Genomic DNA, 12,479 nt, shown 5'->3' with positions numbered 1-12,479 from the left:
TTCAGTCGCCGCTGTGGCCGCCTGCCGGCTTTCGATCGAGCTCCCGCACCAGATCCCTCGACGCTCTTTCGCGTGCTTCCCATTGTTCCGGCGTGTGGCAAACCCTCTTCTTCATCCGGCTGCCGGTGACATCTTCCTGCTTGCACACCTTGCCATTCTTGCCCGGCCCTACGGGCGCGGAAGTCTGCGCAGAATCGGCCGCCGGTTCCTGCGCCGTTGCCTGCCCGAGGAACAGCAAGCCCACAGCTGCAACCGCGAGCAGCGCGTGACGGGTGTGCCGCTGCCATTCCGCAACCGCTAAGACGGGATACCGACGGATGGAACTCAGGCAAGAGGTGCGCATGGAAGTTTCCTCGGTGGGGTGGAACTACTGCCATCGTGGGACCACGATATGGTCGCATCCAGTGTATCCACGACCACTTTATACCCATAACCCAGCTTTCATTTTGGTCGCGAAGGGCCGTACCCCACCCTATGATTCGGGCTGCATGTCGAAGGCGACAGTCAGTCGCGACTCCCGCGCATCGAACGGCACGGTGCCATGCCACATATAGGAAGGAAACAGCGCCAGGTGACCCGGCCTTGGCTGGATGACCCGGCGCGGTGGCAGCTCAAGTCCCAGCTCTTCCAGTGGCTGTCCGAACTGGAGCCATCCAGCGCGGGATCCGTCCCCTGAATCAAGCACCGTGCCTGGCAACGCGACGTAGAAAGCGGAACTCGCCCAGCCCCTGGGATGGATGTGGTTGGAATGACGGCCCGATGAGCTGAGCCTCACCGACCATGAACCGACAAAACAAACGCTGCGCTGTTTACGCGACAGGAATGGGTGGGCGACGTCATCGGGCAGCGTGCGCAGCCAATTCTCGACCGCTGCGCGTAGGCCGTCCTCCGCCGCCAGGATGACCGCATCGTCGCGTCCGAACAGCCGGCCGGCCGTCTGCGTTCCGCCACGCACGCTTTGATTCAAGGGCTCCTGCCTGGCTTTGTGCATGCTTCCCAGGGTGGCTGCCAGTGTTTGCAGGAACAAGGACAGGTCTCCAAAGCCCGTCGGCGGCGCTACTTCGACATAACCCACCAGCCGTTCGTAGTCGCACAGCCAGTGCTCGCGCTCATCGCCAGCCAAGCGCCACGACGTACCCAGATGGCTCCAGCCTTCCTGATTGTCTGGATCGATTCCAACCGCCTTTTCTGCGCAAATTGCGGCCAGGTCGAAGTCCCGCGTGCGAAACGCATGCCGCGCACGCGCATTGAGGAATTCCGGCAGCTGGCCCAACTCACCACGCGCCGCCGTCGCGTACAGCGGCGCGGCCTCTGTGTGTTGTTGCAGCGCGTCCAACGCGTCGGCGGCAAACCAATCCAGCATTGCGTTGCCAGGTTCGCGCTGGCGCAGCGGGTGCAGCAGCGCCAAGGCTTCGTCGGCGCGCTTTGCCGCGAGCAACATTCGTGCGAAAGCCAGCTGCAGTGCACGATTTTCCGGCTGCGCCCGCGCCGCGGCACGAAAGCCACCCAGCGGGTCTTCGCCCGGGGCAAGTTCCGCACCGTTTTCCCACAGGAGGTTGCTCAGGGTTTCATGAGCCGGCGCATGGGCCGGATACAAGGCAACGAGATTGCGCGCACCCGTCAGAGCTTCCAACGGCCGGCCTGCATCGGCCAATACGCCGTTGATGGCGTCCTGCACTTCAGGCTGGCTGATGCCACGTTGATGCAGCATGCCCTCTGCCCGCCGGAGCGCGGCCAGCGCCTCCTCTACGCGCCCCAGCAAACGCAGCACCACGCCCAGGTCGACCCAGGCTGACGCCTGTCCAGGCGATAGCGCAAGCGCCTTGCGGAGAACGGGTTCGGCTGCCTGAAATTGGCGTTGCGCGCGCAACGCCTTGCCGTGCCGGGCAAGGCACACGCCATAATTGCGCGACACCGCGGCGTTACCCGGCAGCAAGACCAATGCGCGTTCAAATGCCGCATCGGCCTGCTCCTGACGACCATTGTCCGCCAGGCACATTCCCAGCAATTGCCACGAATCCGCAGCCTGCGGTGCTTGCTCTGCCAAGGTTTCGGCAATGGGCAGGGCCTGCGCACGCTGCCCGGATTGCAACAGACCGAGCGCCTGCCTGAAGCGTTCCGCCTGCGCCGCAGTCAACGGCAGGTTGCGGGTGGCCGACACCTTCCGCTCAACGCGCGCGGCGCACGCGCAGGAGCACCCCGGCCGGCGTTACAAGCTGATAGCTTCCCAATAAACCCTTGCGGACCTGCACGACATCGCCGGCTGCCACATGGCCGCTACTGCGTGATTCGGCTTGTGTCCAGACCTGTCCGTTATCAAGACTGAAACTGCGTTGCCCGTTGCGCTCGTAATCAACCTTGATTACCTGGCTCTCGATTCGGTCGGCGTCGGCCGGTTCGGCCGCCTGCCCCGGATTGCGCAACGGCTCCCGCGGCCTGTCCAAACCGAAATCGGCCTGTGCCTTTTCTGTCGCTGCCTCGCTTACTTCCAGCGACAGCGGAAACGCCTTGTCGTAGCAAGCCAGTCTGTCCTCGGCCTGGGCCACGCTGGCGCAAGCATGGGTAGGCTGTTGCGCGGCCAGCGGCAGCGCGAGCAACCACAAAGGCGATAGCAAAAGACAGCGCATCCGCATCGTCGACTCCCAGGGAAATCTGCAAGTTCAAACTACTCGCTTTCGGTGTGCCAGTCGCGCATCGCACCTGCGAGCGCTGTCGCCATGTCCCGCTCCTCCAGGCTGAGCAGCGGGTTCCACACGTCGAACATCAGGATGACGCGTACCTGGTCGCTGTCGTTGCGCGCCTCGTGCTCCAGCGTGTCGTCGAACACCCAGCACTTGCCCTCACGCCACTGCCGCCAGTCGAAACCGACTCGAAAATGGCATTCTTCCGGGACGACGAGCGGCAAGTGCGCGACCAGCCGCGCGTTGGTTTCGCCGGTGTGCGGCGGGATGTGAGCGCCCGGGGCAAGCGCGGAGAACATTGCATTCGGGCATAGCCCCGCGATCTCCACCGCATCCACCAGCGCCAGCGCCTCCGCCGTCCGCGGGCACTGTGCCAGGTGTTCCGGCACCGGTTCGCCATGCGCATACAGATGGAAGCCGCTCCAGTTGCGCGAGTGGTTGAGCTTGTCCCACTGGTTGACCGGATCCCCGGGCCTGTACTGGATGTAGGGAACGAACTCCTCGCCACGGCTGGCCAGCATCTCCTGCAGCTCGGCCTTGATCTGGTCGGTACGCGATTCGAGTTCGCGCATCCACGGGAACAGCGCGTCGTCGTAGAAGGTGATCGCCGGCAGCCGCGGCACTTGCAGCTGGTTGCAGTGCGAATGGTAGGGCCGGGTGCGCCTCGCCAGGATCGATACCGCTTCGTCCCAGCGTCCAGCCAACGCCTGGTCCACGCAGCTGCGCTTCGCCGCCACCCGGTGGCCGAGGTAGTGGACGAGTTCCTCGGTATCGCGCTCGACCACTTCGCGCGCATGTGCGAGACGCCGGCGTAGCGCAGGCGGCCACTCGGACTCACCCGACGCGACCTTGAGCACATCGCGGTAGGCGCCCGCCGCCGCGCGGTGTTTGCGCTGCTGCTCGAGGAATTCGCCCTTGCCCAGCAGCGCCGGCAGGAAATAGGGATCGATCTCGAGCGCGCCGATGATCGCGCCCCATTCCTGCTCCGGCCGTCCGATCTCGCGATGGACCCGACCGATGGTCAGCAGGATCATCGGGTCACGCGCCGCGCGGGCTTGCGCATGCTGCAGGAGCTGCAGCGCGGCCTGCGGGTCGCCACGCTGGAATGCGTGGACGCCCAAGCTGTAGAGCGCCTGCACGTTACCCGGGTCCAGCGCCTGCACCTGGCCCCAGAGGCGCTCGGCCTCCTGCCAGCGTCCGCCGGCAGCAGCGGCCCCGGCGGCGTTTACCAAAGACGACAGTTGTGTGTTCACGAACCTGTTCCGTTTTGGCCGGACCGGCGTGGGCCCATTCTATCGGCCAGTAGCCACGGACGTCGTCCGGCGTCAAGAACCACCTGCGCCGACAGCCGGCCGCGATAGGTCCACGCGCCCGACGACCCACTCAAGCACCCGCGTGTTCTCGCCGAACCCCGGCCCACAGGATCAGGCGCATGTTCGCCACCGCATACGGCGATGGGACGGAGCGCGTGCTGCGTTCGTCGCCGACTGGAGACGACTCAATCGCGCGCACGGCGATACGGCGCGAACAGCTTCAGCAGCCACGGCTTCTGCGCCAGCACCAGGCTCACGCCGACGCGCTGTTCTGCCGGCAGTGCGGCATCGCGCGCGAGCAGGCCGTCGAACTCGCGCGCGACTTCTTCCAGCCGCACTTTGATCTGCTTCACCCCGTCCGGGCTGAGCGCGCCGGAGAGCAGCAGCAGCCGGTCCTGCTCGCCGTCGAAGGGATCGGCAAAATAGTCGCCCAGCAGCGTGGTCCGGAAATGGCGCTCCATCGGGCCGTCTGTCAGCCAGCGGAAATTGCGCGCGGTCAGCGCACGGGCGCGGTTGCCGGGCATCAGCTCGATGATGCCCAAGCGGTCGAGCCTGGCCAGCAGCCCGGTCCACTGCGGCAGGCCAAAGGCGAAATGCGCCATCACGTCGTCCTGCCGCCAGCGGTTGATGCTCAGGAACATCGCCAGCATCAGCGCTGGATCGTCGACCAGCGCCTGCTCCTGCGCCTGGCTCAGGCGCGCCATCGGTTCGGCGCCGCGCCCGGCCTCGGCGCCAAGTTCGGCCAGGCCGATGCCCAGTACCTGGCAGATCTGCTCAAGCCGCAGCAGGCTCATCGCGCGACGCGAGAACATGCGCTTGACCGCCGCCTCGCTCAGGCCGATCCGCTGGGCCAGTTCGCGATAGGTCAGCCCCTGCGCGCGCAGGCTGCGCTTGAGTGCATTGACCAGGTCGACTGAGACGCTCACCGCGCCAGATCTCCGGCGATCCAGACGGGCGGACTGGCGACGGCGCTCGGCACGCCTGCGTCAGGCTGGCACGAGCGTGGCGGTCAGGTGTTCGACGTAGGCCTCGAACTCCTCCTGCGGCATCCGCGCCTGGTGCAACTGCAGGTTGAGCTGGAGGAAGCCGACGTAGGCGGCGTAGGTCAGCCGCGCGCGGTGCAGCGCATCCTCGCGGCCCAGGCCGGTCTGGCGGAACGAGGCGGTCAGGTAGTCGAGGCGACGCTTGGAGACGCGATCGATCACCGGCTGCACGGCCGGGTGGTCGAGCGCCTTGAGCAGCGCGCTGTAGATCACGTGCGACTGGTATTCGTGCGCCACCATCTGGAACAGGGAGCGCAGGCGCTCGCGCGGGTCGGGCACGCGCTCGAGCGTGCCGAACACGGCTTGCTGTTCGACCGTTTCCCAGCGCTCCAGCGCCGCCTGCAGCAGCGCCTCACGCGAGGGGAAGTGCCAGTAGAAGCTGCCCTTGGTCACGCCCAGCCGGCGCGCCAGCGGCTCGACCGCGACGGCGGCCACGCCCTGCTCGGCGATCAGTTCGAGCGCTGCCTGCGCCCAGTCGTCGGCGCTCAGGCGTCCGGTCCGCTCCGGCTTCGCCTCGTTGGTTGCGGCCGCGGACGCGTTCACGGCGGTCTTGCTGGCGGGTCTGGCCATGTCGATCGTTGTCCATACGCTGCCGTCGGGAAGCGTATCGTCGCCGATGACGCGGTGCGTTGACAAGTCTGGACGGCCTCACCATACTCGACCGTACGGTATTGCATCACGGCTGGTTGCCCGTGCGCGGACCACCATCCCCTATCTGGAGACCATCGGATGAGCGTCGCCATTCCCTTCATCGCACTGCTGCTTGCCAGCGCGTTCGCGGCCTACCACCGCTTCCGCCTCGCGACCTGGGTCGCGATCAGCGCCACCCTGCTGGTCGCCTGCTGGTTCCTTGGCGCGGACCGCATCGCGACGGTCGTCGCCGGCGCCATCCTCGCGCTGGTCGCGGTGCCGCTGCTGCTCCCCTTCGTGCGCAAGCCGCTGATCACCGCGCCGGCGCTGGGCTTCCTGCGCAAGGCGCTGCCGCCGCTCTCGCAGACCGAGCGCATCGCGCTGGAAACCGGGTCGGTCGGCTTCGAGGGTGAACTGTTCTCCGGCGACCCCGACTGGAACACGCTGCTCGCCTATCCCAAGCCGCAGCTCACCGACGAGGAGCAGGCCTTCCTCGACGGCCCGGTCGAAGAACTGTGCCGGATGACCAACGAGTGGGAGATCAACCACGTCCACGCCGACCTGCCACCGGCGCTATGGGACTTCATCAAGAGCAACCGCTTCTTCGGCATGATCATCCCGAAGGAATACGGCGGCCTGGGTTTCAGCGCGCTGGCGCACCACAAGGTGATCCAGAAGCTGGCCTCGGCCAGCAGCGTGGTCAGCTCCACCGTCGGCGTGCCCAACTCGCTGGGCCCGGGTGAGCTGTTGATGCACTACGGCACGCCCGAGCAGAAGGACTACTACCTGCCGCGCCTGGCGGTTGGACAGGAAGTGCCCTGCTTTGGCCTGACCGGTCCGTTCGCCGGCTCGGATGCGACCTCGATCCCCGACTTCGGCATCGTCTGCAAGGGCGAGTGGAATGGCGCGCAGGTGCTGGGCGTGAAGCTCACCTTCGACAAGCGCTACATCACGCTGGCGCCGGTGGCGACGATCATTGGTTTGGCCTTCCGCATGTACGACCCGGACGGGCTGATCGGCGACACGCGCGACATCGGCATCACTCTGGCGCTGCTGCCGCGCGATACCGACGGCGTGGAGGTCGGCCGCCGCCACTTCCCGCTCAACTCGCCGTTCCAGAACGGCCCGGTGCGCGGCAAGGAAGTATTCCTGCCGCTCAACCACCTGGTGGGCGGCGTCGAGAAGGCCGGCCTGGGCTGGAACATGCTCAACGAGTGCCTGGCGGTGGGCCGCTCGATCACCCTGCCCTCCACCGCCAGCGGCGGCGCGAAGTTCGCGGCCGTGGTGGGCGGCGCCTATGCGCGCATCCGCAAGCAGTTCGGCCTCTCGATCGGCCGCTTCGAAGGCGTGGAAGAGGCGCTCGCGCGCATCGGCGGCAAGGCCTATGCGATCAGTGCGCTGTCGCAGGCGACGGCGGCTGCGGTCGACCGCGGCGACGTGCCGTCGGTGCCCTCGGCGATCGCGAAGTACCACTGCACCTCGATGGGCCGCGAAGTCGCCAGCGACTTCATGGACATCATCGGCGGCAAGGGCATCATCCTGGGGCCGCGCAACCTCGGCGGCCGCGCCTGGCAGGCCTCGCCGATCGCGATCACGGTGGAAGGCGCCAACATCATGACCCGCAGCCTGCTGATCTTCGGTCAGGGTTCGATCCTCTGCCATCCCTGGATCATGAAGGAGATGAAGGCGGCGCAGAATCCGGACGAGAAGGCCGGCCTGGATGCGCTCGACGATGCGCTGTACAGCCACATCGGCGGCGCGGTTTCCAACGCGGTGCGCTCGTTCTGGTTCGGCCTGACCGGCTCCAGGATCGGCGCGGCGCCGGGTGACGACAACACCCGCCGCTACTTCCGCAGGCTGGACCGCTACGCCGCCAACCTGGCCCTGCTCACCGACGTGTCGCTGGGCGCGCTGGGCGGCAAGCTGAAGTTCAAGGAGTCGCTGTCGGGCCGCCTGGGCGACGTGCTCAGCCACCTGTACATGATGAGCGCGGTGCTCAAGCGCCACCACGACAACGGTGCGCCCGAATCGGACAACCAGCTGCTGGCCTGGGCCTTCCACAACAGCGCCCACCAGATCGAACTGGCGCTGTCGCAGGCGCTGCGCAACTTCCCGATCAAGCCGCTGGGCTGGCTGCTGTGGCCGGTGGTGTTCCCGCTCGGCCGTCGCGCCGTGCCGCCGGGCGACCGCCTGGTCCATCGCGTGGCGCTGTCGCTGATGGCGCCCAACGAGGCGCGCGACCGCCTCGGCGACGGCGTGTTCCTGACGCCCTGCGCGAACAACATGGGTGGCCGCATCGACAGCTACCTGGCCAAGGCGATCGCGGCCGAGCCGGTGGAGCGCAAGTTCCTCAAGGCGCTCAAGACCAGCAACATCGAAGCGCTGGATTTCAGCTCGCAGCTGGACGAGGGCGTGCGCGAGGGCTGGATCACGGCCGACGAGCGCCAGCAGCTCGAGGAACTGCGCGAGCTGACCCTCGACACGATCACCGTCGACGACTTCGACACGCATGAGCTGCGTGCGGCAAGCTATTACGACCTGCCGCAGCACGCACGGCTGCCGCGCGAAGCCGCCTGACGGCCAAGCTGCCTTCTTGCTCCCTCCCCCGCCTGCGGGGGAGGGAGCACAATCCGCCCGATCGCATGACCTCACGAGTCCTCCACCTCTACCGCGCTTTCGAACGCAAGCCCCTGGGCAAGTGGCTGTTCTCGCGCCTCGTGTGCTTCAAGGCGCCCTACTTCGCCAGCATCGCGCCACGGATCGTGTCGCTGGAGCCCGGGCGCGGCGAGGCGACGCTGCGCCACCGCCGGCGCGTCAGCAACCATCTCGGTACCGTGCATGCGATCGCGCTGTGCAACCTGGCGGAGTTCATCGGCGGCCTCACCACCGACGTGAGCATCCCCTCGTCGATGCGCTGGATCCCGCGCGGCATGGACGTGGAGTACCTGAAGAAGGCCAAGGGCCGCATGCGAGCGGTCGCCACCCTGCACGAGCCGGCTCGCGAATCTGCCGAAGGCTATGAACTGCCCGTGCGCGTCGAGGTCCTCGACGCGGCTGGCGAAACGGTGTTCCGCGCCACCATCCGCATGTGGGTGTCGGCGCGCCGAACCTGACAGCCCGCTCCTGCAACGTCTGGTCCATGCCTGGCGCAATGCAGCCGCCGGCTCTTTTCGTACTGCGAGGATCGCCTCATGGACACCCACACCATCCTGCTGCTCTGCGCCACGCACAGCTTCGGCTTCGCGCTGTTCCATCTCGGGTTCTGGCGCCTGTTCGGCTGGCCACGCACGCTCGAACGCACGACCCTGCCCAACCGCGCGATCGTGCAGATCGCCAACCTGCAGCTGGTATGGGTGTTCACCGGCGTGGGCCTGCTGTGCCTGCTGCATCCGGCCGCGCTGGCCGACACACCATTGGGCCGCGCCGTGCTGGCGGGCATGTCCGCGTTCTGGATCATCCGCATCGTCGCGCAACTGCTCTGGCTGCGGGTCAACCATCCGCTGGTGCACGCACTGACGGTGCTGTTCGCCTGCGGCGCCCTGCTGTTCGCCTGGCCGCTGCTGGCCGGCTGACGCGGTTGCGCGCGCGCGTCGGCTCAGATCCGCTCGGTGCCTTGCGTTCGACCGTCTGCAGGTCGCGGCTCGCGTTCGGGTGGCAGCTTCGCCTCCTCGCGCAGCAGCCGCCAGGCGCTGAAGGTCATCGCCGATGCGATCAGCAAGCCGGCACCGAACACCACGTTCGAGCCGAATGCGGCCAGGAACTTGTGCAACCAGACGAAGGTGAGGTCGCCGCCGCGGTAGATCACCGTATCGATGGCCGCGCCGGCCTTGTAGCGCCACTCACGGCCCACGCGCGTGTAGATGCTTTCGCGTGCGGGCTTGGCCAGCGAGAATTCGCTGGCGCGGGTGACCACCTGCACGATCGCCACCATCACCGGCAGCGGCGAGGCGGACAGGATCGAGAAGCCCAGGATGATCGCCGCGCCCGGGACCAGCAGTGCCGGCGCGATGCCGAAGCGCGACATCAGCGCGCGGGTGACCAGCAGCTGCACGACCAGGGTCAGCGAATTGACCGCAAGGTCGAGCGTTGAGAAGAACGCCGCGCGCTCCTCCGCGGTGGCGAAAGCGGTGCGCGCGATCCGGTTCTGCTCGTTGTACAGCAGGGTGCCGATGCCCACCCCCAGCACCACCATCAGCGCCAGCCAGCGCAGCAGCGGCTCCTTCGCGACCAGCTTGAGGCCGGCCAGCACCTCGCCACCCATCGGCTTTTCGCCGCTCACCTGCCCGCGTTCCACCTCGCGCGCCACCGCATAGCGGCGCAGGCGCAGGATGCAAGCCACGCAGAGGGTCAGCAGTACCGCCGAGACCAGCATCATGTTCGGGATCCCGACCCGCTCCACCAGGCTGCGTGTCAGCACCGGGCCGACGAAGGCGCCGACCGTGCCGGCCGCACCGATGTAGCCGTAGTACTTCTTCGCCTCGACGTTGCTGTAGACATCGGCCATGAAGCTCCAGAACACCGCGACCGCGAACAGGTTGAACACCGTGATCCAGAGGATGAAGGCCAGCCCGCGCCCGGCCATGCCGCTGTCGAACATCGCGTAGAACAGCAGAAGCGTGGCGATGAAGAATCCGTAGATCACCGGCAGGAACACGCGCCTGGCGAAGCGGCTGACCAGCCAGCCATAGACCGGCTGCAGCAGCAGCATGATCAGGAACACCGCGGTGAAGATGAACTGCAGCGTGAACTCGCCCAGTGCCACCCCGCGATCGGCGAAGAAGCCGATCAGCGCCGGTGGGAACACCGCCTCGATATCGCTGGAGGCCGCCATCGCCTCGCGCACCGGCCGCAGCACGTAGTAGCCGCTGAGCAGGCAGAAGAAGTACAGGAACGACCACAGCAGCGGTGGCGATTCGGAGAACACGGCACGAAAGCGCGCGGCCCGACCCGCGGGAACCTGGTGTTCGGGTGCGCTGCTCATCTGGATTCCACGCGTGGGGCGCGCAAACGGTAGCCGAATGCGCCTGCGCGTTCCAGCGCGCCGAGCATATGCTCCAGGCCCCGCACCTACAGTGCGCCGATGCGCGCCAGACCCGCCAACCCCAACGCAGGCTTCGACTACATCGTGGTCGGCGCCGGCTCGGCCGGCTGCGTGCTGGCCAATCGGCTGTCGGAGGATCCGGACGTGCGCGTGCTGCTGCTGGAGGCCGGTGGCCGCGACTGGCACCCGTTCATCCACATGCCCGCCGGCCTGGCCCGGCTGGTCCACCGCACCGACATCAACTGGAATTACCACACCGCACCGGAGCCGCAGCTCGAAGGCCGGCGCCTGTGGTGGCCGCGTGGCAAGGTGCTGGGCGGATCGAGTTCGATCAACGCGATGTGCTACACCCGCGGCCATCGGCGCGACTACGACGACTGGGCAGCGATGGGCGCAAGCGGCTGGGGCTGGGACGACGTGCTGCCGTACTTCCGCCGCAGCGAAGCCAACGCCCGCGGCGGCGATGCGCTGCACGGCGGCGACGGCCCGCTGTCGGTGTGCGACCTGGGCCACGTCAATCCGCTCTCGCACGCGTTCGTCGAAGCCGCGCAACAGGCAGGCCATCCGCGCAACCCGGATTTCAACGGCCCGGTGCAGGACGGCGTCGGGCTGTACCAGGTCAGCCAGCGCAAGGGTGCGCGCTGCTCGGCGGCGGCCGCCTACCTGGCACCGGCCAGGCCGCGCCCGAACCTGTCAGTCGTCACCGGCGCGCAGGCCCAGCGCATCACCTTCGAACATGGCCGCGCGACCGGCGTGGTCTACACCGCGCGCGGCCGCGCCTTCCACCAGCCGGCGACAGGCGAGGTGCTCCTGTCCGGTGGCGCGATCAATTCACCGCAGCTGCTGATGCTGTCGGGGATCGGCCCGGCGGCGGAGCTGCGACGCCACGGCATCCGCGTGCAGCATGACGCGCCGGGCGTGGGCGCCAACCTGCAGGACCACCTCGACATCTGCACGCTGTGGCATTCCACGCAGCGGGTGTCATACGACCGCGCCAGCGAGCTGCGCCTGGCCTTCGACTACTACCTGCGCGGCCGTCGCGGCGCCGGCAGCAGCAACCTCGCCGAGGCCGGGGGCTTCGTGCGTTCCGCGCTGGCGACCGACGAGCGCGCCGACATCCAGCTGCATTTCGTGCCGGCGATGCTCGACGACCACGGCCGGCGCCGCCTGCCCGGAGACGGCTACACCCTGCACGCCTGCTTCCTGCGGCCGCGCAGCCGCGGTCGGATCGCGCTGGCCAGCAACCGTGGCGGCGACGCACCGATGATCGAGCCGAACTACCTCTCCGATGCGGAAGGCTTCGACCTGGAGATGATGGTCGAGTGTGCGAAGGTCTCGCGCGAGATCCTGGCCCGGCCTGCGTTCGATCCATACCGCGGCGCACCGATCTTCCCGGCGCGCGACGGGCTGGATGACGCGCAGCTTGCCGCCTTCATCCGCGCCCGTGCCGAAAGTGTCTACCACCCGGTCGGCAGCTGCCGGATGGGCAGCGACGATGCCGCCGTGGTCGACCCCGGACTGCGCGTGCGCGGTGTCGACGGCCTGCGCGTGGTCGATGCCTCGGTGATGCCGACATTGCCGGGCGGCAACACCAACGCTCCCACGGTCATGATCGCCGAACGCGCTGCCGCGTTGATCCGCAACCGCGCCTGACCTCGCGGGCCACTGTCGCGCTGGCGCGCCGACAGCGGAGCCGCGACGTGCCCGGTTGCTCCATTCGTTGCGTTCCCTTCCCGGTTGGCCTGCGCACAGCGTGTCGGCCGACGCGGCG

The 12,479-nt window shown here is 67.6% G+C and carries 11 protein-coding genes; 4 read left to right on the top strand and 7 right to left on the bottom strand.

Translation table 11 applies throughout. The annotated features are described in order from the left end of the window. Position 1: 1 nt before the first annotated feature. From ACW5EG_RS03475 to ACW5EG_RS03450, 6 genes are all read right to left on the bottom strand, one after another. On the bottom strand, positions 2–343 hold the full coding sequence (locus tag ACW5EG_RS03475) for a hypothetical protein (protein WP_457020858.1): 342 nt from the start codon (positions 341–343) through the stop codon (positions 2–4). Positions 344–472: 129 nt separating this feature from the next. Beyond that, the gene (locus ACW5EG_RS03470) at positions 473–2,161 is read right to left on the bottom strand and encodes a putative 2OG-Fe(II) oxygenase (RefSeq protein ID WP_457020857.1); all 1,689 of its coding nucleotides are present in this window, start codon (positions 2,159–2,161) and stop codon (positions 473–475) included. A 7-nt stretch (positions 2,162–2,168) separates the two neighbouring features. Then, positions 2,169–2,597 carry a hypothetical protein gene (locus ACW5EG_RS03465; RefSeq protein WP_457020856.1) on the bottom strand — a complete coding sequence of 143 codons (429 nt, stop codon included), beginning with the start codon at positions 2,595–2,597 and terminating at the stop codon, positions 2,169–2,171. A 68-nt stretch (positions 2,598–2,665) separates the two neighbouring features. Then, positions 2,666–3,934, bottom strand: a complete 1,269-nt coding sequence (locus ACW5EG_RS03460) for an aspartyl/asparaginyl beta-hydroxylase domain-containing protein (RefSeq protein WP_457020855.1) — start codon at positions 3,932–3,934, stop codon at positions 2,666–2,668. 245 nt (positions 3,935–4,179) lie between these two features. Further along, a complete protein-coding gene (locus ACW5EG_RS03455; protein ID WP_457020854.1) occupies positions 4,180–4,920 on the bottom strand; it encodes a helix-turn-helix domain-containing protein in 741 nt (246 codons plus the stop codon). 60 nt (positions 4,921–4,980) lie between these two features. Then, on the bottom strand, positions 4,981–5,607 hold the full coding sequence (locus tag ACW5EG_RS03450; RefSeq protein WP_457020853.1) for a TetR/AcrR family transcriptional regulator: 627 nt from the start codon (positions 5,605–5,607) through the stop codon (positions 4,981–4,983). Between the two features lie 159 nt (positions 5,608–5,766). Between ACW5EG_RS03450 and ACW5EG_RS03445 the strand changes: the two genes are divergently transcribed. From ACW5EG_RS03445 to ACW5EG_RS03435, 3 genes are all read left to right on the top strand, one after another. Further along, on the top strand, positions 5,767–8,244 hold the full coding sequence (locus tag ACW5EG_RS03445; protein ID WP_457020852.1) for an acyl-CoA dehydrogenase: 2,478 nt from the start codon (positions 5,767–5,769) through the stop codon (positions 8,242–8,244). Positions 8,245–8,309: 65 nt separating this feature from the next. Next, positions 8,310–8,780, top strand: coding sequence for a hotdog fold domain-containing protein (locus ACW5EG_RS03440; RefSeq protein WP_457017369.1), 471 nt, complete (start codon positions 8,310–8,312; stop codon positions 8,778–8,780). Between the two features lie 78 nt (positions 8,781–8,858). Then, positions 8,859–9,239, top strand: coding sequence for a hypothetical protein (locus ACW5EG_RS03435; RefSeq protein WP_457017368.1), 381 nt, complete (start codon positions 8,859–8,861; stop codon positions 9,237–9,239). 23 nt (positions 9,240–9,262) lie between these two features. Here ACW5EG_RS03435 and ACW5EG_RS03430 read toward each other — a convergent pair whose 3' ends face one another. Further along, positions 9,263–10,648 carry an NTP/NDP exchange transporter gene (locus ACW5EG_RS03430; protein ID WP_457020851.1) on the bottom strand — a complete coding sequence of 462 codons (1,386 nt, stop codon included), beginning with the start codon at positions 10,646–10,648 and terminating at the stop codon, positions 9,263–9,265. A gap of 99 nt (positions 10,649–10,747) precedes the next feature. Here ACW5EG_RS03430 and ACW5EG_RS03425 point away from each other — a divergent pair, with 99 nt between their 5' ends. Beyond that, positions 10,748–12,361, top strand: a complete 1,614-nt coding sequence (locus ACW5EG_RS03425; protein ID WP_457020850.1) for a GMC family oxidoreductase — start codon at positions 10,748–10,750, stop codon at positions 12,359–12,361. Positions 12,362–12,479 lie beyond the last annotated feature (118 nt).

The sequence above is a fragment of the Luteimonas sp. A611 genome, assembly GCF_054072715.1.
The sequence above is the reverse complement of the archived record's forward strand: the minus strand, read 5'-3'. Positions and strand labels throughout refer to the sequence as shown.

What these genes read in the sequence shown, in the direction of transcription:
- ACW5EG_RS03475 (WP_457020858.1), bottom strand. Translation starts at nt 343, where the DNA reads ATGCGCACCTCTTGCCTGAGTTCCATCCGTCGGTATCCCGTCTTAGCG.
- ACW5EG_RS03450 (WP_457020853.1), bottom strand. Translation starts at nt 5,607, where the DNA reads ATGGCCAGACCCGCCAGCAAGACCGCCGTGAACGCGTCCGCGGCCGCA.
- ACW5EG_RS03445 (WP_457020852.1), top strand. Translation starts at nt 5,767, where the DNA reads ATGAGCGTCGCCATTCCCTTCATCGCACTGCTGCTTGCCAGCGCGTTC.
- ACW5EG_RS03440 (WP_457017369.1), top strand. Translation starts at nt 8,310, where the DNA reads ATGACCTCACGAGTCCTCCACCTCTACCGCGCTTTCGAACGCAAGCCC.
- ACW5EG_RS03435 (WP_457017368.1), top strand. Translation starts at nt 8,859, where the DNA reads ATGGACACCCACACCATCCTGCTGCTCTGCGCCACGCACAGCTTCGGC.
- ACW5EG_RS03430 (WP_457020851.1), bottom strand. Translation starts at nt 10,648, where the DNA reads ATGAGCAGCGCACCCGAACACCAGGTTCCCGCGGGTCGGGCCGCGCGC.
- ACW5EG_RS03425 (WP_457020850.1), top strand. Translation starts at nt 10,748, where the DNA reads ATGCGCGCCAGACCCGCCAACCCCAACGCAGGCTTCGACTACATCGTG.